20 protein-coding genes are annotated in these 19,062 nt (G+C 71.0%); 6 read left to right on the plus strand and 14 right to left on the minus strand.

Features of this window, described 5'->3' with window-relative positions; all coding sequences use genetic code 11:
* Window positions 1–20: 20 nt before the first annotated feature.
* Window positions 21–413, minus strand: coding sequence for an SCO5389 family protein (locus tag ACZ6A9_RS00270; protein WP_468975750.1), 393 nt, complete (start codon window positions 411–413; stop codon window positions 21–23).
* Window positions 414–701: 288 nt separating this feature from the next.
* On the opposite strand from ACZ6A9_RS00270, the gene nucS reads away from it, so the two are divergent.
* Window positions 702–1,373: an endonuclease NucS gene (gene nucS, locus ACZ6A9_RS00275; RefSeq protein ID WP_189559168.1), complete on the plus strand. Its 672-nt coding sequence runs from the start codon at window positions 702–704 to the stop codon at window positions 1,371–1,373.
* Between the two features lie 74 nt (window positions 1,374–1,447).
* Here the strand turns inward: nucS and ACZ6A9_RS00280 are convergent, their stop codons facing one another.
* The 3 genes from ACZ6A9_RS00280 to ACZ6A9_RS00290 all read right to left on the minus strand — a co-directional run bounded on the left by ACZ6A9_RS00280 (window position 1,448) and on the right by ACZ6A9_RS00290 (window position 5,592).
* Entirely contained in the window at window positions 1,448–3,994 is a 2,547-nt protein-coding gene (locus ACZ6A9_RS00280; protein WP_468975753.1) for an ATP-binding protein, read from the minus strand.
* Window positions 3,995–4,263: 269 nt separating this feature from the next.
* The gene (locus tag ACZ6A9_RS00285) at window positions 4,264–4,587 is read right to left on the minus strand and encodes an STAS domain-containing protein (protein ID WP_468975755.1); all 324 of its coding nucleotides are present in this window, start codon (window positions 4,585–4,587) and stop codon (window positions 4,264–4,266) included.
* Window positions 4,588–4,743: 156 nt separating this feature from the next.
* Entirely contained in the window at window positions 4,744–5,592 is an 849-nt protein-coding gene (locus ACZ6A9_RS00290; RefSeq protein ID WP_437047439.1) for a 3-hydroxyacyl-CoA dehydrogenase family protein, read from the minus strand.
* 338 nt (window positions 5,593–5,930) lie between these two features.
* Here ACZ6A9_RS00290 and ACZ6A9_RS00295 point away from each other — a divergent pair, with 338 nt between their 5' ends.
* Together ACZ6A9_RS00295 and ACZ6A9_RS00300 are read left to right on the plus strand one after the other, a co-directional pair.
* Entirely contained in the window at window positions 5,931–6,665 is a 735-nt protein-coding gene (locus tag ACZ6A9_RS00295) for a D-Ala-D-Ala carboxypeptidase family metallohydrolase (RefSeq protein ID WP_468975757.1), read from the plus strand.
* 142 nt (window positions 6,666–6,807) lie between these two features.
* A complete protein-coding gene (locus ACZ6A9_RS00300) occupies window positions 6,808–7,380 on the plus strand; it encodes a cob(I)yrinic acid a,c-diamide adenosyltransferase (protein WP_468975760.1) in 573 nt (190 codons plus the stop codon).
* Between the two features lie 3 nt (window positions 7,381–7,383).
* Here the strand turns inward: ACZ6A9_RS00300 and ACZ6A9_RS00305 are convergent, their stop codons facing one another.
* Together ACZ6A9_RS00305 and ACZ6A9_RS00310 are read right to left on the minus strand one after the other, a co-directional pair.
* Window positions 7,384–7,581, minus strand: a complete 198-nt coding sequence (locus tag ACZ6A9_RS00305) for a DUF5708 family protein (RefSeq protein WP_468975762.1) — start codon at window positions 7,579–7,581, stop codon at window positions 7,384–7,386.
* Window positions 7,578–8,156 (minus strand): hypothetical protein, encoded by a 579-nt coding sequence (locus ACZ6A9_RS00310; protein WP_468975765.1) that lies wholly within the window; start codon window positions 8,154–8,156, stop codon window positions 7,578–7,580. The genes ACZ6A9_RS00305 and ACZ6A9_RS00310 overlap by 4 nt, the downstream gene beginning before the upstream one ends.
* A 153-nt stretch (window positions 8,157–8,309) precedes the next feature.
* On the opposite strand from ACZ6A9_RS00310, the gene ACZ6A9_RS00315 reads away from it, so the two are divergent.
* The 3 genes from ACZ6A9_RS00315 to ACZ6A9_RS00325 all read left to right on the plus strand — a co-directional run bounded on the left by ACZ6A9_RS00315 (window position 8,310) and on the right by ACZ6A9_RS00325 (window position 12,090).
* Window positions 8,310–9,488, plus strand: a complete 1,179-nt coding sequence (locus ACZ6A9_RS00315; RefSeq protein WP_468975768.1) for a sensor histidine kinase — start codon at window positions 8,310–8,312, stop codon at window positions 9,486–9,488.
* Window positions 9,488–10,129 (plus strand): response regulator, encoded by a 642-nt coding sequence (locus tag ACZ6A9_RS00320; protein ID WP_468975771.1) that lies wholly within the window; start codon window positions 9,488–9,490, stop codon window positions 10,127–10,129. Before ACZ6A9_RS00315 ends, ACZ6A9_RS00320 begins: the two co-directional genes overlap by 1 nt.
* Window positions 10,130–10,266: 137 nt before the next feature.
* Window positions 10,267–12,090: a glycosyl hydrolase family 18 protein gene (locus ACZ6A9_RS00325; protein WP_468975774.1), complete on the plus strand. Its 1,824-nt coding sequence runs from the start codon at window positions 10,267–10,269 to the stop codon at window positions 12,088–12,090.
* Between the two features lie 106 nt (window positions 12,091–12,196).
* Here ACZ6A9_RS00325 and ACZ6A9_RS00330 read toward each other — a convergent pair whose 3' ends face one another.
* From ACZ6A9_RS00330 to atpE, 8 genes are all read right to left on the minus strand, one after another.
* The gene (locus ACZ6A9_RS00330) at window positions 12,197–12,646 is read right to left on the minus strand and encodes a DUF2550 domain-containing protein (protein WP_468975777.1); all 450 of its coding nucleotides are present in this window, start codon (window positions 12,644–12,646) and stop codon (window positions 12,197–12,199) included.
* Between the two features lie 128 nt (window positions 12,647–12,774).
* Entirely contained in the window at window positions 12,775–13,152 is a 378-nt protein-coding gene (locus ACZ6A9_RS00335) for a F0F1 ATP synthase subunit epsilon (protein ID WP_468975779.1), read from the minus strand.
* 131 nt (window positions 13,153–13,283) lie between these two features.
* Window positions 13,284–14,720: a F0F1 ATP synthase subunit beta gene (gene atpD / locus ACZ6A9_RS00340; protein WP_228970618.1), complete on the minus strand. Its 1,437-nt coding sequence runs from the start codon at window positions 14,718–14,720 to the stop codon at window positions 13,284–13,286.
* A complete protein-coding gene (locus ACZ6A9_RS00345; protein WP_468975783.1) occupies window positions 14,720–15,637 on the minus strand; it encodes a F0F1 ATP synthase subunit gamma in 918 nt (305 codons plus the stop codon). The genes atpD and ACZ6A9_RS00345 overlap by 1 nt, the downstream gene beginning before the upstream one ends.
* A 21-nt stretch (window positions 15,638–15,658) precedes the next feature.
* Window positions 15,659–17,248, minus strand: a complete 1,590-nt coding sequence (gene atpA / locus ACZ6A9_RS00350; protein WP_189559181.1) for a F0F1 ATP synthase subunit alpha — start codon at window positions 17,246–17,248, stop codon at window positions 15,659–15,661.
* Between the two features lie 126 nt (window positions 17,249–17,374).
* A complete protein-coding gene (locus tag ACZ6A9_RS00355; RefSeq protein ID WP_468975786.1) occupies window positions 17,375–18,190 on the minus strand; it encodes a F0F1 ATP synthase subunit delta in 816 nt (271 codons plus the stop codon).
* Window positions 18,187–18,735 carry a F0F1 ATP synthase subunit B gene (locus tag ACZ6A9_RS00360; RefSeq protein ID WP_468975789.1) on the minus strand — a complete coding sequence of 183 codons (549 nt, stop codon included), beginning with the start codon at window positions 18,733–18,735 and terminating at the stop codon, window positions 18,187–18,189. The genes ACZ6A9_RS00355 and ACZ6A9_RS00360 overlap by 4 nt, the downstream gene beginning before the upstream one ends.
* A 37-nt stretch (window positions 18,736–18,772) precedes the next feature.
* A complete protein-coding gene (atpE, locus tag ACZ6A9_RS00365) occupies window positions 18,773–19,009 on the minus strand; it encodes an ATP synthase F0 subunit C (RefSeq protein ID WP_359469356.1) in 237 nt (78 codons plus the stop codon).
* Between the last annotated feature and the right edge of the window lie 53 nt (window positions 19,010–19,062).

The raw sequence follows: 19,062 nt of genomic DNA on the forward strand, positions 1-19,062 counted from the left end.
GGCAAGCTGTCGATGACGCGTCAGCAGTCGCGCAGTTCCGGCGACTGGTTCAGCAACTGGTTGCGCACCGAGGTGAAACGGGCCAGCGTCTCGTCGACCGAGGAGTCAAGCGGGAACACAGCCACCCGGTGGCAGTTCTGGAAGGCCAGCCGTACACCGAAGTGCCGTTGCAGCGCGCCGCGTATCGCGTCACTCGCGAGCGCACGCAGCAGCTGACCGCGTGCCTGCTCGTCCGGCGGGGGCGTCTGGTTGTCGGCGAAGGGTCCGCCGTCCACCTTCAGCTGGGCCACCAGGGAGCTGATCATCTCCCACGCGTAGGGCAGGGAGGTCCGGACGCAGTCGACGAAGTCTGCTTCGTCGACCTCGCCTCGCTCGGCCTGTTCGAGTAGGGCCGGTGAGACGTCGAGCGACATGGGTTCTCCTCTCGCACCCCCGACGAGCAGGGGTTGCCTGACAGATAAGGGAGCGCACGGAATCGAGCACGCTGCGTACACGGTTCGCGACCTCCCGTTCAATACCGTAAGCAACGGACGGTGACGGCACCAGGAGAATGCGCGGATGCGGCACTTCCTGTGGGCCGGTATCCGGCCATCGCCGAACACGCGTTTTCCAGGAGATACAGGACGTGCCCCGTGGGGCGCCGGGGGCCGCAGTGAGGGCGAATCGCGTCCACCCCGGCCGGTCGAGTAGCGTTGCCGACCATGCGTCTCGTCATTGCCCGCTGCTCCGTGGACTACGCCGGGCGGCTCACCGCGCACCTGCCGTCGGCACCCCGTCTGATCCTCGTCAAGGCCGACGGCAGCGTCTCGATCCACGCCGACGACCGGGCCTACAAGCCCCTGAACTGGATGTCGCCGCCCTGTGCGCTGAAGGAGGGGACGGGCGAGGAGGAGGGCGTCTGGACCGTCGTCAACAAGGCCGGCGAGAAGCTCATCATCACGATGGAGGAGATCCTCCACGACTCCTCGCACGAACTGGGCGTCGATCCGGGCCTGATCAAGGACGGCGTGGAAGCACACCTGCAGGAACTGCTCGCCGACCGTATCGAGACCCTCGGCGAGGGCTACACCCTCATCCGCCGCGAGTACATGACGGCGATCGGGCCGGTCGACATCCTGTGCCGGGACGCCGAGGGGCGGACCGTCGCGGTGGAGATCAAGCGGCGCGGCGAGATCGACGGCGTGGAGCAGCTCACGCGCTACCTGGAACTGCTGAACCGCGACCCCCATCTCGCCCCGGTGCGCGGCGTCTTCGCCGCTCAGGAGATCAAGCCGCAGGCACGGGTCCTCGCGACCGACCGGGGCATCGGCTGCCAGGTCCTCGACTACGACGCGCTGCGCGGCATCGAGGACGACAAACTGCGCCTGTTCTGAGGGGCGGGCCGCCGCTCAGGACCAAGGGCCGGATCCCGTCGCGGAATCCGGCCCTCACTCGTGTCGGCGAGCGGTCAGATCACCGTCTCCGCGCCGGGCGTGCCCGGGTCGCTGCTCCCCGGGTCGCCGGCGGAGGCGCTCGTCTCCACGGGGCCGGAGGAGACCGGCCCGCTGGCGGAGTCGCTGGTGGTCGGCTCCTCCGGGGTGGTGGGTTCGGCCGGGTCCGTGGTCCCGGGATCCGTGGGCTGCTCGGTCCCCGGGTCCGTCGGCTCCTCGGTCTTCGTGTCGGACGGCTTGGGGGACGTGCTGCCGGGCGGCTTGGGCGACGTCGTCCTCGACGGGGACTGCGACGCCGACTGCGTCGGATCGCCGGGCTCGGTGGTCGTGCCGGCGTCGTCCGACGGCTCGTCCGACTCGTCCGCCGTCGGCGTCGGGTCGTCCGAGGTCCCCGGGGTGCCGTCCGGGCCGGGGTCGACCGGCCGGCTGGTGGCGTCGCCGGTGTCGCCGTCGCCCCCGGCCGCCGGGTCGGCGCCGAGGCTGCCGTCGTCGACGCCCTGGCTGGCGGACGGGTTGACGCCGACGTTCTCCGACGGTGTGCCGGCATCGTTCTCGGACGTGGCGCCGAGGGTGACCACCGTGCCCAGCACGGCGACGAGCAGGGCGCCCGCGCCGGCCGCGACCAGATTGCGCCTGGCCAGGCCACGCAGTCCCACGCCTGCCTTGCCCGGCGGTGCGGCCGGCGCGGGCACCGTGCGGCTGATGACCAGGTCGGTGTCGGCGGGCGGCTGGAGTTGCGGGAAGGCCGTGGGTACCGCGCGCGGCGGCGGGGCCGACTCCTCGAAGTGGGCCTCGGGCACCTCCTCGCCCGCGGTCGGCGCGATCGCCAGCGGGGTGCCGGAGCGGTCGGCGACCAGGGCCAGGGCCCGGCGCCCGGCCACGGTGCCGCGCTTGTCGGCGAGGGCGCCGCGCAGCCCGATGGACGCCTCCAGTTCGGCGCGCGCCCGGTCGAGCTGTCCGGCGCACAGCGCGTGGATGCCCAGCTCGTGGTGGAAGTAGGCCTGCTCGCCCACGTCACCGGCGAGCCGGGCGGCCTCCGCGCCGGCCCGCAGCGCCCGTTCCCAGGCGCTCCAGTGCAGCCCGGAGGCGAGGGCGGGGGCGGCGGTGCGGGCGAGCTGCACGGCGGTGCTGGGCTCGCCCTCGGTGGTGGCCGAGGTGAGCGGCGACAGCGCGGCGAGCGCGGTGAGGACCGCGTCCGCCTCCGCGCACACGCGTTCCGGGGTGACCGAGGGGTGCCCGGTCCACCAGGCGTAGTGCTGGGCGGCGACGCGGACCTGGTCCTCGGCGTCGTCGGCGTACCCGGCGGCCTCGAGCTGGGCCTGCACCCCGGCGGCGAGCCGGTAGCGGGAGCCGGCCGGGGAGACCAGCCCGCAGGCGGCGAGCTCGCCGAGGGCGGCGTCGGCGTGGGTGTCGCCCACCAGGGCGGGCAGATGCGCCTGGTGGGGCACCTCGCCGCCGAGCGCGACGGCGAACCGCAGGGTGGCGCGGGCCGAGCCGCTGAGCCGGGAGGCGAGCAGCGGGGCGGGTGCGGCGGCCTCGCCGAGCGAGGGCAGCGGTACGTCGTCGCCGTCGCCGTCGGCGGGGTCGTAGGGGGACTCGTCGGGCCGTACGTCCTCGAAGACGCCGAACTCGTCGACGGCGCTGGTGCCGGCCCGCAGCCGGTCGCGCTGCCGCAGGAGGGCGCCGGCCTGGACGAAGCGCAGCGGCAGTCCCTCGGACTCGAACCAGAGGTCCCCGGCCCAGTTGGACTCGTCCTCGGTGAGGCGGCGGCCGACGGCGTGTTCGAGCAGGTCGAGTCCGGCCGCGCGGTCGAGGCCGGCGAGGACGACCTCCTCGACGCCCGCGTCGGCGGACGGCTCGGGCACCTCGGGGGCGGCGCCGAACAGGAAGGCGCACTCGGGGGTGGCGTCCAGCAGTCCGTCGAGCGCGGCTCCGCCGAGTTCGAGGTCGTCCAGGACGACGACGGCACCGATCTCGCGGACGTGCTCGACGAGCCGGTCCCGCTCGGGGCGGTGCAGGGGGGCGTCGTGGACGGCGTAGAAGAGGTCGTACAGCAGGTCGTCGGCGGAGCGGTGCAGGCCGTTCAGCCGGACCACGCCGTCGGGCGCGAGGTCGGCGCAGTCCTCGGCGACGATGTCGAGCAGCCGGGTGCGGCCGGAGCCGCCGGGGCCGGTGAGGCGTACGGACCGGCCGCGGGCGAGCAGCCGGACCAGCTTCTCGCGTTCGTCCTGGCGGGCCAGCAGCGGCAGCGACGGCTGCGCGGGCCCCGGCGGGACGGGCGGCCTGGCGGCACGCTCGACCTCGGCGCGTTCGGCCTCGGTGAGCTTGGCGGGGCTGCCCGGCCGTTCGGCGGGCGGGCAGGGCTCGATCTCGCTGCCGTCGACGGGGTTGACGGTCAGCAGGAAGTCGCCGGAGACCAGTTGCACCGTGCGGGCGAGCGCGGGCGCGTGCTGTCCGAAGTCGGAGGTGAGGGATTCCCGGGGAGGGCGCTGACGCGGCGCGCCCCGGGAAGCGCCCTCATCGTCGTGGCCGTACTCATCGGGTCCCGGGTTGTTCGGGTCCATAGGTCCTAGCCCCCCAAAAGCGTCGTGGCTGAAGCCCTCCCCGGCCTCGCTGCACACCGCGCTGTCGCTTCTGGTCCGGGCCCGCTCGAGGGTTGCAAGGCAGCGGGCAGCCGAACCCTAAACCTTCGCCCAGTATCTACGACAGTCCGGGGTACCGCGGGGTCCGAGACGTCACAGTCTCGTGAGGATTGTGCGCTGGTCGCGCTGGTCGCGCCGGTCACCGGGGCCGGCCCGGGTCCGCGGGACGTCCGTCGTGCGGCCGGGTGGCCTCACACACGGGGCAGCGTGTCCACCCCGATGCCCCCTTCGATCGCCAGGATGCGGTGCAGCCGGGTGGCCACCAACAGGCGCTGCATCTGCGGCGGTACGTCGCGCAGCACCAGGCGCCGGCCGGCCCGGCCGGCCCGTCGGTGGGCTCCCATGATCACGCCGAGTCCGGTGGCGTCCCAGGAGTCCAGTTCGGACAGGTCCAGTACCAGGTCGCCGGCTCCGTCGTCGACGGCCGAGTGCAGGGCCGTACGGGCGTCCGCCGCGCTGCGGACGTCGAGGCGGCCCCCGACGACCAGCTCGACGTGGTCGCCCCTGATGTGCATATGCGCTCCCCGTGATCCGTCTCGTGCTCCGTCTGTTCTTCGAAGGCCGGTGATGCAACCTGTGACCGCGTGGCGGTCGCGGAGGTTGCCACCTGTAAGCGAACCGATACCGAATTCACCCCGGCGTGTGACGCACGCCGGGGTGAGTGCGCGGTGTCAGTGCTCGTAGAAGCCCTGCCCGCTCTTGCGCCCGATGTCACCGGCGTCAACCATCCGGCGCATCAGCTCGGGGGCGGCGAACTTCTCGTCCTGGGACTCGGTGTAGATGTTGTCGGTGGCGTGCAGCAGGATGTCGACGCCGGTGAGGTCGGCGGTGGCCAGCGGCCCCATGGCGTGGCCGAAGCCCAGCTTGCAGGCGAGGTCGATGTCCTCGGCGCTCGCCACGCCCGACTCGTACAGTTTGGCGGCCTCGACGACGAGGGCGGCGATGAGGCGGGTGGTGACGAAGCCGGCGACGTCCCGGTTGACGACGATGCAGGTCTTGCCGACCGACTCGGCGAACTCCCGCGTCCTGGCGAGGGTTTCGTCGCTCGTCTTGTAGCCGCGGACCAGCTCGCACAGCTTCATCATCGGCACCGGCGAGAAGAAGTGGGCGCCGACGACCCGCTCGGGGTGCTCCGTCGCGGCCGCGATCTTGGTGATCGGGATGGCGGAGGTGTTGGAGGCGAGGACGGTGTCCTCGCGCACGATCTTGTCGAGCGCCCGGAAGATCTCGTGCTTGACCTCGAGCTTCTCGAACACGGCCTCGACGACGACGTCCGCGTCCGCGCAGGCGTCCAGGTCGGTGGTCGTGGTGATCCGGGCGAGGGCCGCATCGGCGTCGTGCGCCTCCAGCTTGCCCTTGCTCACGAACTTGTCGTACGACGCCTTGATGCCGTCGGTACCCCGCGTGAGCGCCTCGTCGGTGACGTCGCGCAGGACGACCTCCCAGCCCGCCTGCGCGGAGACCTGGGCGATACCGGATCCCATGAGACCGGCCCCGATGACGGCGAGCTTCCCAGCCACTGTGCGACTCCCCTTTGAATTCGACACGCTCACACACTGTTTCCGAACGTCACTCGCGGACATTAGCGGGCGCGAGGGGGCGTGTGAGGGGTTAGTAATGCGTGTCACGGTCTCACGGGGTGAGACACCGGTCACGTCCGGCGCGCCCGCTCCCGCGGGTCCGCGCGGGGAACCCGGCCGCCCGCGACGGGCGGCTTGGGCCACCCTCCCTCCGGGCCGTCAACCCAGCATGTTCACACCGGCGTTGTTGACGCGCGTAGCACTCTGCCGCACGCTGGTGCACGGCCGCCATCGGGGCGGCCGGGCAGCCCCTCCAGCGATTCGGCCGGGAGTCCGGAATGTTCAGACGCGTGACACGCGCCCTTCTCTCGATTGTCATGGTCATGGCTGGCACGGTCCTCGGCGTGAGCGCCGCCGCCGGACCGGCCCACGCCGACAGCTGCTACACCTGGAACCGCACCCTGTCCCAGGGATCCTCCGGCAGCGATGTGACGCAGCTGCAGATCCGGGTCGCCGGATGGGTGACCTCGGGCGAACGGCTCTCCTACGACGGCAGCTACGGCGCCCGCACCACCGCCGCCGTCAAGAAGTTCCAGGCGGCCTACGGGCTGACCGCCGACGGCGTCGCCGGTCCCGCGACCTTCAGCAAGATCTACGCACTCCAGGACGCCGACTGCACGCCCGTCCACTTCAGCTACGCCGAGCTCAACAAGTGCAACTCCGACTGGTCGGGCGGCGCGGTGTCGGCAGCCACCGCCAAGGCGAACGCGCTGAAGACCATGTGGAAGCTGGAGGCGATGCGGCGCGCCCTCGGCGACGTGCCGATCACCATCTCCAGCGGCTTCCGCTCGTACGCCTGCAACCGCGCGGTGGGCGGCTCGTCGACCAGCCGTCACCTCTACGGCGACGCCGCCGACCTCGTCGGCTCGCCCAGCTTCTGCACCCTGGCCCGCCAGTCCCGCGTCCACGGCTTCTCCGAGATCCTCGGCCCGGGCTACCCCGGCCACAACGACCACACCCACGTGGCCCACGACCCGTCGCCGTACTGGTCGGCTCCCACCTGCGGGATCTGACCCGGCCCTCCGGCACACCCACCGCCCGACGGGTACGGCGGGCGCCGCGCGCAGCCGCGCGACCGCCCGCCGTGCCACCGTCCGGCGACGGCGACCGGCACGCGCCCGTCCGGCCGTGCGGGCCCCGAACTAGGCTGGCCCCATGGTCAACCTGACGCGTATCTACACCCGGACCGGCGACAAGGGCACCACGAGCCTCGGTGACATGTCCCGGGTCGCCAAGACCGATCTGCGGATCTCCGCCTACGCCGACTCCAACGAGGCGAACGCGGTGATCGGCACCGCGATCGCCCTGGGCGGCCTGGACGAGGAGGTCGTCGCGGTCCTCACCCGCGTCCAGAACGACCTGTTCGACGTCGGCGCCGACCTGTCGACGCCCGTGGTGGAGAACCCCGAGTACCCGCCGCTGCGGGTCGAGCAGTTCTACGTCGACCGGCTGGAGGCGGACTGCGACCTCTTCAACGAGCGGCTGGAGAAGCTGCGCTCCTTCATCCTGCCCGGCGGCAGCGCGGGCGCGGCCCTGCTCCACCAGGCCTGCACGGTCGTACGCCGGGCCGAGCGCTCCACCTGGGCGGCCCTCGAGGCCCACGGCGAGACCATGAACCCGCTCACCGCCACCTACCTCAACCGCCTCTCGGACCTCCTGTTCATCCTGGCCCGCATCGCCAACAAGGAGACCGGCGACGTGCTGTGGGTGCCGGGCGGGGAGCGCTGAGCCCTACCGCGGCCGTGCCGGGCCGCGCGCGGCCCGGCGAAGGCCCAGCAGCAGCTCGACGCCGCCCGCGCACATCATCACCACGCCCACCTTGCCGGGCTCGACCCACGGCAGGTCCGCTCCCCCGCCGAACAGCCACAGCCCCAGTCCGGCGACCAGGGTGACGGCGCCGGCGAGGAGGTTCCGGGACGCCCGCCTCATGGGCGGACCCTCTCCCCGTCGGCGCCGGCGTCCGAGGGCTCGCCCGCCGGGGCCTTCTTCGGCCAGATCCAGTAGGCCGCGGCCACCAGGCCGTGGACGCCGGTGATCTGCCACGCGGTCGAGCGCCAGTCCTCCAGCGAGGTGACCCGGCCCGGGTCGCCGACGTACCAGATGGCCAGCTGGAGCAGCACGGTCGCCACGGCGGCGCCCGCCAGCGTGCCCAGCCAGACCCTGGCCTCGTGCCGGGCGCGGGCCGTGCCGTGCCCCGGTCCTGGCGGACGGGGCGCGCCGCCCAGACGGTGGGCTGCGTGACCGTCGAGCCACTTCACCGTGCGGTGGCCGTGGCCCACCGTGTAGCCGATGTACAGCGCGGCCAGTCCGTGCGTCCAGTCCGGCTCCGCGCCGTTCTTCAGGTCCAGGGCGGTGACGACCAGCAGCAGGACTTCCAGCAGCGGCTCGCACAGCAGCAGCGCCAGACCGGTGCGGGGCATCCTCAGCAGGTAGCGGAAGGCCAGTCCGGCGGCCAGCAGCACCCAGAAGCCGATCTCGCAGGCGGCGATCAAGGCGACGATCACGGTTCGCTCCTTTCGGTCACCCTTCCAGGCTCCCGTCCGGACCCGCCCGGGGCGTCGTCGCCGCCGATGAACTCGCGGTACATCGAAAGATGCAGTCCAGGACCGTCCGCGGGGAGCAGGCGGGCGGGTGCGCGCACGGTGTTGGATGGTGCCATGGCCCTGCCACTGCCCCGCCCGCCCCGCTTCGACGTGGGGGTCGCGCTCGCCGGACTCGCCGGCGGGCTGCTGCTGTGGGGCTTCGGGCTCAGTGTCCGGCCCGGCACCGACCCGCTCGTGCTCTTCGACGGCCGCTGGCCGGTCCTGGTGCCGCTCGCCGTGCTCGCCGGGTGCGAGCTGCTGCGCCGCACCACCCCGCGTACCGCCCTGGCCCTCGGCACGCTGGCACTGGCCGCGGACGTCATGACCCGGGGCAGCATCGCCTCGATCGTGATGTACACCGACCTGATGTACGCCGCCGTGGTGTACGGCACGCCCGGCACCGCCCGCCGGCTGCCGTGGATCACCGGCGTGCTCACGATCGCCGCGACCCTGGTGCCCTACGCCGTGTGGCAGGTGCCGGACGCGCTGCTCCTCGGGCTGGTCGTCGGTGCCGTGACGTTCGGGCCCGCGTCGACCGGCCTCATCGTGCGCAACCACCGCGACGCCGCCGAGGCCGCCCGGCTGCGGGCCGAACAGACCGCACTGCTCGCAGAGATGGACCGCGTCCAGGCCGTGACCGCGGAACGCGCGCGCATGGCACGCGAGTTGCACGACATGGTCGCCAACCACCTCTCGGCGATCGCCATCCACTCCACGGCGGCCCTCTCCCTGGACGACCCCGCGACCTCCAAGGACGCGCTCGGTGTGATCCGGGAGAACAGCGTGCAGGGACTGGCCGAGATGCGGCGGCTCATCGGTATCCTCCGCGACGGCGAGGACGACCGGGAACCGGCGGCGACCCCCACGCTCGACGGCCTGGGCACCCTGGTCGACAACGCCCGCGCCAACGGACTGGACGTCACCCTCGACGCCACGTACAGCGACGTCCCCGCGCCGGTCGAACTGGCCGCGTACAGGATCGTGCAGGAGTCACTGACCAACGCCCTGAAGCACGCCGCGCCGGGCCGGGTCACCGTGTGCCTGCGCCGGCCGGCCGACGCCCTCGACATCCGGGTAAGCAGTCCGCACGGCGACCGGGACGCCCCGCGCGCGCCGGGCTCGGGCGCCGGGCTCGTCGGCATGCGGGAGCGGGCCGCCCTGCTCGACGGCACGTTCGAGGCCGGCCCGGAGGGCACGCTGTGGGTGGTGCGCGCCACCCTTCCCGTCACCGACATCGTCCAAGGAGACACCTGATGATCCGCGTCCTGGTCGCCGAGGACCAGTCCGCCGTCCGCGCGGGACTGGTGCTGATCCTGCGCAACGCGCCCGGCATCGAGGTGGTGGGCGAGGCGGAGGACGGCGAGCGCGCGGTGGCGCTGGCCCGTGAACTGCGCCCCGACGTGGTGCTGATGGATGTGCAGATGCCGCGCCTGGACGGGGTGTCGGCGACCCGGCAGGTGGTGGGCGAGGGTCTCGCCGACGTCCTGGTGCTGACCACGTTCGACCTCGACGAGTACGTGTTCGGGGCGCTGCGGGCGGGCGCGGCCGGGTTCCTGCTGAAGAACACGGAGGCGAAGGACCTCATCACGGCGGTGCGCACGGTGGCGGCCGGCGAGGGCATCGTGGCCCCGGCCGTCACCCGGCGGCTGATCGCCGAGTTCGCCGCCGGGCCCACGCGTGAGGTGACGGGGAATCCGGCGGTGCTGGACTCCCTCACACGGCGCGAGCGCGAGGTGCTGTCGTGTCTCGGCGAGGGGCTGTCCAACGCCGACATCGGGGTGCGGCTCGGCATGGCCGAGGCGACGGTGAAGACGCACGTCAGCCGGCTGCTGGGCAAGCTGGAGCTGCGCAGCCGGGTGCAAGCGGCCGTACTGGCTCAAGAGTTGGGGATCTAGCGGACGTCCGGGACGAACTGCGAGGACGGTGGTCCAGACCTATTGACCCGTGGTCCAGACCTTTCTATTCTCGCGGCACTGCGGGCGTGATGGCTCAGTCACGTCCACAACGGCTTCTCCCCATAAGGAGGCGCAGCATGCGCTTCAGACACAGAGCCGCCGCAGGGTTCGCGACCCTGCTGCTCCCCGTCGCCGGCCTCGTCGGCCTCGCGAGCCCCGCCCAGGCAGCGACCTCGGCGACCGCCACCTACGCCAAGACCCAGGACTGGGGCTCCGGCTTCGAGGGCAAGTGGACGGTGAAGAACACCGGCACCACCACCATCAACTCCTGGACGGTGGAGTGGGACTTCCCCTCCGGCACCAAGGTCACCTCCGCCTGGGACGCCACCGTCACGGGCTCCGGTGACCACTGGAGCGCCAAGAACCTCGGCTGGAACGGCACCCTCGCCCCCGGGGCGTCGATCAGCTTCGGCTTCAACGGCAGCGGTTCCGGTGCCCCGTCCGGCTGCAAGCTCAACGGCGGCAGCTGCGACGGCACGTCCGTCCCCGGCGACGCGGCCCCCTCCGCGCCCGGCACCCCGACCGCCTCGAACGTCACCGACACGTCGGTGCGGCTGTCCTGGGCGGCGGCGACCGACGACAAGGGCGTCAAGAACTACGACGTCCTGCGCGACGGCGCCAGGGTCGCCACGGTGACCGGCACCTCCCACACGGACACCGGCCTCACCAAGGGCACGGACTACTCCTACACGGTCCAGGCCCGTGACACCGCCGACCAGAGCGGACCGGTGAGCGGCGCGGTGAAGGTGCGCACGACCGGCCAGACCGAGGAACCGCCGCCCACCGGCGACAAGGTCAAGCTCGGCTACTTCACCGAGTGGGGCGTCTACGGCCGCAACTACCACGTCAAGGACCTGGTGACGTCCGGCACCGCCGCCAAGATCACGCACATCAACTACGCGTTCGGCAACGTCGTGGGCGGCCAGTGCAAGCTCGACGACTCCTACGCCGCCACCGACAAGGCCTACACCGCCGACCAGTCCGTCAGCGGCCAGGCCGACACCTGGGACCAGCCGCTGCGCGGCAACTTCAACCAGCTGCGCCAGCTGAAGGCGAAGTACCCGCACATCAAGGTGCTGTACTCCTTCGGCGGCTGGACCTACTCCGGCGGCTTCGGCCAGGCCGCGCAGAACCCGGCCGCCTTCGCCAAGTCCTGCAAGGCCGTGGTGGAGGACCCGCGCTGGGCCGACGTCTTCGACGGCATCGACATCGACTGGGAGTACCCCAACGCCTGCGGTCTGACCTGTGACACCAGCGGTCCGGCGGCCTTCCGGAACCTCTCACAGGCCCTGCGCGCCGAGTTCGGCGAGGACTATTTGGTCACCGCCGCCATCACCGCGGACGGCTCGGACGGCGGCAAGATCGACGCGGCCGACTACGGCGGCGCCGCCCAGTACCTCGACTGGTACAACGTGATGACGTACGACTACTTCGGCGCCTGGGACAAGGCCGGACCCACCAACCCCCACTCGCCGCTGACCTCGTTCCCCGGCATCCCGAAGGAGGGCTTCAACTCGGCCGCCGCGATCGCCAAGCTGAAGGCGAAGGGTGTCCCGGCGAGCAAGCTGCTGCTCGGCATCGGCTTCTACGGCCGCGGCTGGACCGGTGTCACCCAGTCCGCCCCCGGCGGCACCGCCACCGGCCCTGCGCCCGGCACGTACGAGGCGGGCATCGAGGACTACAAGGTCCTCAAGAACACCTGCCCGGCCACCGGTACCTTCGCCGGCACGGCCTACGCCCACTGCGGCAGCAACTGGTGGTCCTACGACACCCCGGCCACCATCCAGTCCAAGATGGCCTGGGCCAAGCAGCAGGGCCTCGGCGGCGCGTTCTTCTGGGAGTTCAGCGGTGACACCGCGAACGGCGAACTCGCGACCGCCATCGACAGCGGCCTGAAGTAGACGGCATGGCCGGCAGGGCCTCGGCCGGCAGGTGAAAAGGACCGCCCCCGGACTCGCTCGTCCGGGGGCGGTTCCACGTGCTCCGGCGCGTTCCGCCGGCCGTTGCCTAGGCCACGTTCACCCTCTGGCCGGGCGGGGCCGCCTCCAGCCAGGCGAGGAAACCGGTCAGCGCGTCCTCGCTCATCGCGAGCTCCAGGCGCGTCCCCCGGTGCAGACAGGCGAGGATCACCGCGTCCGACAGCAGCGCCAGCTCCTCCTCGCCCTCGGGGAGGCGGCGGCCGGCCACCTCGATCGCGGACCGCTCCAGGACGCGGCGCGGCCGGGGCGCGTACGAGAAGACGCGGAACCACTCGACCCGGTCGCCGTTGTAGCGGGCCACCCCGTACGCCCAGCCCTTGCCGCCGGCGTCACCGGCGTTCTCGGGGGCGTCCCAGCGCAGGCTGCAGTCGAAGGTGCCGCCGGAGCGCTGGATGAGCCGCCGCCGCAGACCGAAGACGAAGAGCCCCACCACCACGAGCACCACGACGATTCCGCACACAGTCAGAGCGAGGACCATCGACACCGACCTCCTCGTCTCCTAGGTAACGGAACGGAAAAATCATCCAGATCTGCCTCAGCCGCGACCGGCTCCGGATCGCTCCGGTGCCGGCCGCGGCTGAGTGACGTCATCGCACCTCGTCGGGGTCAGCGCCCCGCCGTCGCCGCCCGCAGACGGACGTCCGCGCGGCGCTCGGCCTCGGAGTCGTCCTCCGCCTTCGCGCGGGCCAGTTCCTGCTCGACGCTCTTGACGTCGATCTCGTCCGACAGCTCGGCGGTCTCGGCCAGCAGCGACAGCTTGTCGTCCGCGAACGAGATGAATCCGCCGTGCACGGCGGCGACGACCGTCCCGCCCTCGCGCGTACGGATGGTCACCGGGCCCGACTCCAGCACACCGAGCAGCGGCTGGTGACCGGGCATGACGCCGATGTCGCCGGACGTGGTGCGCGCGACGACCAGGGTGGCCTCGCCGGACCAGACCTCTCGGTCGGCCGCGACCAGCGCGACGTGCAGCTCAGCAGCCAAGGTGGCTCCTCGGGTCACCACCCGGCGGTTGTGCCGGGTGTTGGTTTCAAGTCTAGTAGGCGTGAGAGAGGGGGCGGGACGCGCCCGCCCCCTCAACGGTGAGCCGTGCGGCTCACATCAGAACCTGGGAGTCAGGAGACGCCCAGCTCCTTCGCGTTCTTCTTCAGGTCCTCGATGCCACCGCACATGAAGAACGCCTGCTCCGGGAAGTGGTCGTACTCACCGTCGCAGATCGCGTTGAACGCGGCGATCGACTCGTCCAGCGGCACGTCCGAACCGTCCACGCCGGTGAACTGCTTGGCGACGTGGGTGTTCTGGGACAGGAAGCGCTCCACGCGACGGGCACGGTGGACGACGAGCTTGTCCTCCTCGCCGAGCTCGTCGATACCGAGGATCGCGATGATGTCCTGCAGGTCCTTGTACTTCTGCAGGATGTTCTTCACGCGCATCGCGGCGTTGTAGTGGTCCGCCGCGATGTACCGCGGGTCGAGGATGCGGGACGTCGAGTCCAGCGGGTCCACGGCCGGGTAGATGCCCTTCTCCGAGATCGGACGGGAGAGAACCGTCGTCGCGTCGAGGTGGGCGAAGGTGGTGGCCGGGGCCGGGTCGGTCAGGTCGTCCGCGGGGACGTAGATCGCCTGCATCGAGGTGATCGAGTGACCACGGGTCGAGGTGATGCGCTCCTGGAGGAGACCCATCTCGTCGGCCAGGTTCGGCTGGTAGCCCACCGCGGAGGGCATGCGGCCGAGCAGGGTCGACACCTCGGAGCCGGCCTGGGTGAAGCGGAAGATGTTGTCGATGAAGAACAGCACGTCCTGCTTCTGCACATCGCGGAAGTACTCCGCCATGGTCAGACCGGCGAGGGCCACGCGCAGACGGGTGCCCGGGGGCTCGTCCATCTGGCCGAAGACCAGGGCGGTCTTGTCGATGACGCCCGACTCGCTCATCTCGTCGATGAGGTCGTTGCCCTCACGGGTGCGCTCACCGACACCGGCGAACACCGACACACCGTCGTGGTTGTTGGCGACGCGGTAGATCATCTCCTGGATGAGCACCGTCTTGCCGACGCCGGCACCGCCGAACAGACCGATCTTTCCACCCTTGACGTACGGGGTGAGAAGGTCGATGACCTTGACGCCGGTCTCGAACATCTCGGTCTTCGACTCGAGCTCGTCGAAGTTCGGCGCCTTGCGGTGGATCGGCCAGCGCTCGCCCGTGTACTTCTCGTCGGAGTTCAGCACCTCACCGAGGGTGTTGAACACCTTGCCGGTGGTGAAGTCGCCGACCGGCACGGAGATGGCGGAACCCGTGTCGGTCACCGGGGCCTGGCGGACCAGACCGTCGGTGGGCTGCATGGAGATGGTGCGGACCAGGCCGTCGCCCAGGTGCTGGGCGACCTCGAGGGTCAGCGTCTTGAGCTCGCCGTCCTTGGCCGGGTCGGCGACCTGGACGTGGAGGGCGTTGTAGATCTCCGGCATCGCGTCGACGGGGAACTCCACGTCGACGACCGGGCCGATGACCCGGGCGACGCGGCCCGTAGCCGTCGCGGTCTCAACAGTGGTGGTCATTAGTTGTCACTCCCCGCGTTCGCGTCGGCCAGGGCACTGGCGCCACCGACGATCTCGCTGATTTCCTGGGTGATTTCGGCCTGGCGGGCCGCGTTGGCAAGACGGGAGAGCGTGTTGATCAGCTCGCCCGCGTTGTCGGTGGCCGACTTCATCGCGCGCCGCGTGGCGGCGTGCTTCGAAGCGGCCGACTGGAGCAGCGCGTTGTAGATCCGGCTTTCGACGTACCGCGGCAGGAGGGCGTCGAGGACGTCCTCCGCCGAGGGCTCGAAGTCGTACAGCGGCAGGATCTCGCCCTTGGTGGACGTCTCCTGCGCGACCTCGTCGAGGCGCAGCGGAAGCATCCGGGAGTCGACCGCCGTCTGCGTCATCATCGACACGAACTCGGTGTAGACGATGTGGAGCTCGTCCACGCCGCCGTCCGCCGTCTCCGCCTGGAGCGCCTCGATCAGCGGGGCCGCGACCTTCTTGGCGTCCGCGTACGAGGGCTCGTCGGTGAAGCCCGTGAACGACTCCGCGACCTTGCGCTCACGGAAGTTGTAGTGGGCGACACCGCGCCGGCCGACGATGTACGTCTCGACCTGCTTGCCCTCGCGCTCCAGGCGCTCGGTCAGCTGCTCCGCCGCCTTGATGGCGTTGGAGTTGAAGGCGCCGGCCAGTCCGCGGTCGCTCGTGAGGAGCAGGACCGCGACACGGGCCGGGTTCTCCGCCTCCGTGGTCAGCGGGTGCTTGGTGTTCGACCCGGTTCCGACCGCCGTGACCGCGCGGGTGAGCTCCCGCGCGTACGGCGTGGAGGCCGCCACCTTGCGCTGCGCCTTGACGACGCGCGAGGCGGCGATCATCTCCATCGCCTTGGTGATCTTCTTGGTCGCGGTGACGGATCGGATGCGACGCTTGTAGACCCGGAGCTGGGCTCCCATGAGTCAGGTCCCTTCCTTACGTCACTTGGCGGCGGACGGGGCGTCCTCGCCGAGCAGCTTGCCGTCGCTGGTCTCGAACTGCTTCTTGAAGTCCGCGATCGCCTCGGCCACAGCCTGCAGGGTGTCGTCGGACATCTTGCCGCCCTCACGGATGGAGGTCATGAGGCCCTGCTCCTTGCGGTGCAGGTACTCCAGCAGCTCCTTCTCGAAGCGGCGGATGTCGGCGACGGGGACCTCGTCCATCTTGCCGGTGGTGCCGGCCCAGACGGAGACGACCTGGTCCTCGGTGGACATCGGCTGGTACTGGTCCTGCTTGAGCAGCTCGACCATGCGCTGACCGCGCTCCAGCTGCGCCTTCGACGCGGCGTCCAGGTCGGAGCCGAAGGCGGCGAACGCCTCGAGCTCACGGAACTGGGCGAGGTCCACGCGCAGACGGCCGGAGACCTGCTTCATCGCCTTGTGCTGCGCGGAACCACCGACTCGGGAGACGGAGATACCGACGTTCAGCGCGGGGCGCTGACCGGCGTTGAAGAGGTCCGACTCCAGGAAGCACTGGCCGTCGGTGATCGAGATGACGTTGGTCGGGATGAACGCCGAGACGTCGTTGGCCTTGGTCTCGACGATCGGCAGCCCGGTCATCGAGCCGGCACCCATCTCGTCGGAGAGCTTCGCGCAGCGCTCCAGCAGACGGGAGTGCAGGTAGAAGACGTCACCCGGGTAGGCCTCGCGGCCCGGCGGGCGGCGCAGCAGCAGGGACACGGCGCGGTAGGCGTCGGCCTGCTTCGACAGGTCGTCGAAGATGATCAGGACGTGCTTGCCCTCGTACATCCACTGCTGGCCGATGGCCGAGCCGGTGTACGGCGCCAGGTACTTGAAGCCGGCCGGGTCGGACGCCGGGGCGGCGACGATGGTCGTGTACTCCAGCGCGCCGTTCTCCTCCAGCGCGCGGCGGACCGACGCGATGGTGGAGCCCTTCTGGCCGATGGCGACGTAGATGCAGCGGACCTGCTTCTTCGGGTCGCCGGTGCGCCAGTTGTCGCGCTGGTTGATGATCGTGTCGACGGCCAGGGCGGTCTTGCCCGTCTGGCGGTCGCCGATGATCAGCTGACGCTGACCACGGCCGATCGGGGTCATGGCGTCGACGGCCTTGTAGCCCGTCTCCATCGGCTCGTGCACCGACTTGCGCTGCATGACCGTGGGGGCCTGCAGTTCGAGGGCGCGGCGGCCCTCGGTCTCGATCTCGCCGAGGCCGTCGATCGGGTTGCCGAGCGGGTCGACCACGCGGCCGAGGTAGCCCTCGCCCACGGCGACGGACAGGACCTCGCCGGTGCGGGTGACCGGCTGGCCCTCTTCGATGCCGCTGAACTCACCGAGGACGATGGCACCGATCTCGCGCTCCTCGAGGTTGAGGGCGAGGCCGAGGGTGCCGTCCTCGAACTTCAGCAGCTCGTTGGCCATGGCCGAGGGCAGGCCCTCGACCTTCGCGATGCCGTCGCCGGCAAGGGTGACCGTACCGACCTCCTCGCGCGAGGCCGCGTCCGGCTTGTACGACTGGACAAAGTTCTCCAGCGCGTCCCGGATCTCCTCCGGCCGGATCGTGAGCTCCGCCATCTGAGTTCCCTGCTCTCCTTGTTGGGCCCGAAGTTTCACTTGGGGGGTCTGGGGGGGACCCCCAGGAATCCTCTGCACGGCCCAACCAGGGCCGTAAGTACGTACTGCGTATTCAGTGTGTGCTGCTCAGCTCGACAGCCGGCGGCTCGCGTCCTCGAGCCGGTCCGCCATGGAGCCGTTGATGACCTCGTCACCGACCTGCACCCGGATGCCGCCGACGACCTCGGGGTCGACGTCGAGGTTGAGGTGCATGCGGCGGCCGTAGAGCTTCGCGAGGGCGTCGCCCAGGCGCTGCTTCTGGTGGTCGCTCAGCGGCACCGCGGAGGCGACGACGGCCACCATGCGGTCCCGGCGGTCGGCGGCGAGCTTGGACAGGGACTCCAGTCCCGTTTCCAGGCTACGTCCTCGGGGCGCGGTCACCAGACGCGTCACCAGGCGTTCGGTGGCGGCGTCGGCCCTGCCCCCGAGCAGGCTGCGCAGCAGCTGGCCCTTGGAGGAGGCGGGGGCGCTCCGGCTGGTGAGCGCGGCGCGCAGCTCGGTGTCGGAGGAGACGATCCGGCCGAACCGGAACAGCTCGTCCTCGACGTTGTCGAGCGCGCCGGCCTTCTGGGCGGCGGTGAGGTCGGCGATGTCCGCCAGCTCCTCGAGTGCGTCCACCAGGTCGCGGGACTGCGACCAGCGGGAGCGCACCATGCCGGCCACCAGGTCCGCGGCGGGGCCGCTGACCTGCGAGCCGAGCAGGCGCCGGGCCAGTTCGGCCTTGGCCTCACCGGCCTGCGCCGGGTCGGTGAGGACCCGACGCAGCGACACCTCGCGGTCGAGCAGCGCGGTGACGGCGGCCAGCTCTCCGGCGAGCGAGCCGGCGTCCACGGACGTGGAGTCCGTCAGCGCGTCGAGACGCTCACGTGCGGCTGCCAGGGCCTCGCGGCTCGCTCCGTTCATCGTGCGGCCTCGGCCTTCTGGTCGAGTTCGTCGAGGAAGCGGTCGATCACGCGGCTCTGCCGGGCGTGGTCCTCGAGGGACTCGCCGACGAGCTTGCCGGCCAGGTCGGTGGCGAGCTTGCCGACGTCCTGGCGCAGCGCGGACGCGGCGGCCTTGCGGTCGGCCTCGATCTGCGCGTGACCGGCGGCTACGATCTCCTCGCGCTGACGCTGGCCCTCGGCCCGCATCTCGGCGATGAGCGTGGCACCCTGCTCCTGCGCCTCCTGGCGCAGACGCGCGGCCTCGTGCCGGGCTTCGGCGAGCTGAGCCTTGTACTGCTCAAGGACGCTCTGGGCCTCGACCTTCATGGTCTCGGCCTCTTCGATACCGCCTTCGATCGCCGCTCGGCGCTCCTCCAGAACCTTGTTGATGTTCGGGAGCAGCTTCTTCCAGAAGAAGAAGAACACGATGGCGAAGGCGATGGTGCCGACGAGCAGCTCGGGGCCCGGAGGAATGAGCGGGCTCTGCTCCTCCTCGGCCGCCAGCTGTACCAGGTTGGCGATCACATCAGTGCCTTTCGTCGATACGCGTCAGTAAGGGTGATTACTTACCGAACACGAACGGCATAACGATGCCGATGAGGGCGAGCGCCTCACAGAAGGCGAAGCCGAGGATCTGGTTGGCGCGGATCAGGCCGGCCGCCTCGGGCTGACGGGCGAGGGCCTGGGTGCCCTGGCCGAAGATGATGCCGATGCCGATGCCAGGGCCGATGGCGGCGAGGCCGTAACCGATGGAGCCGAGGGAGCCGGAGACAGCGGCGAGGGTCTCAGTGGCAGCCATGCTGGATCTTCCTTCTCTTTACATGGACCGGTGGGGGTTGGCCACCGGACGAT

The organism is Streptomyces sp. NPDC041124, from assembly GCF_055592385.1.

Coding starts and splice junctions, on each gene's coding strand:
- ACZ6A9_RS00270 (WP_468975750.1), bottom strand. CDS start 413: ATGTCGCTCGACGTCTCACCGGCCCTACTCGAACAGGCCGAGCGAGGC.
- nucS (WP_189559168.1), top strand. CDS start 702: ATGCGTCTCGTCATTGCCCGCTGCTCCGTGGACTACGCCGGGCGGCTC.
- ACZ6A9_RS00280 (WP_468975753.1), bottom strand. CDS start 3,994: ATGGACCCGAACAACCCGGGACCCGATGAGTACGGCCACGACGATGAG.
- ACZ6A9_RS00285 (WP_468975755.1), bottom strand. CDS start 4,587: ATGCACATCAGGGGCGACCACGTCGAGCTGGTCGTCGGGGGCCGCCTC.
- ACZ6A9_RS00295 (WP_468975757.1), top strand. CDS start 5,931: ATGTTCAGACGCGTGACACGCGCCCTTCTCTCGATTGTCATGGTCATG.
- ACZ6A9_RS00300 (WP_468975760.1), top strand. CDS start 6,808: ATGGTCAACCTGACGCGTATCTACACCCGGACCGGCGACAAGGGCACC.
- ACZ6A9_RS00305 (WP_468975762.1), bottom strand. CDS start 7,581: ATGAGGCGGGCGTCCCGGAACCTCCTCGCCGGCGCCGTCACCCTGGTC.
- ACZ6A9_RS00315 (WP_468975768.1), top strand. CDS start 8,310: ATGGCCCTGCCACTGCCCCGCCCGCCCCGCTTCGACGTGGGGGTCGCG.
- ACZ6A9_RS00320 (WP_468975771.1), top strand. CDS start 9,488: ATGATCCGCGTCCTGGTCGCCGAGGACCAGTCCGCCGTCCGCGCGGGA.
- ACZ6A9_RS00325 (WP_468975774.1), top strand. CDS start 10,267: ATGCGCTTCAGACACAGAGCCGCCGCAGGGTTCGCGACCCTGCTGCTC.
- ACZ6A9_RS00330 (WP_468975777.1), bottom strand. CDS start 12,646: ATGGTCCTCGCTCTGACTGTGTGCGGAATCGTCGTGGTGCTCGTGGTG.
- atpD (WP_228970618.1), bottom strand. CDS start 14,720: ATGACCACCACTGTTGAGACCGCGACGGCTACGGGCCGCGTCGCCCGG.
- ACZ6A9_RS00345 (WP_468975783.1), bottom strand. CDS start 15,637: ATGGGAGCCCAGCTCCGGGTCTACAAGCGTCGCATCCGATCCGTCACC.
- atpA (WP_189559181.1), bottom strand. CDS start 17,248: ATGGCGGAGCTCACGATCCGGCCGGAGGAGATCCGGGACGCGCTGGAG.
- ACZ6A9_RS00355 (WP_468975786.1), bottom strand. CDS start 18,190: ATGAACGGAGCGAGCCGCGAGGCCCTGGCAGCCGCACGTGAGCGTCTC.
- atpE (WP_359469356.1), bottom strand. CDS start 19,009: ATGGCTGCCACTGAGACCCTCGCCGCTGTCTCCGGCTCCCTCGGCTCC.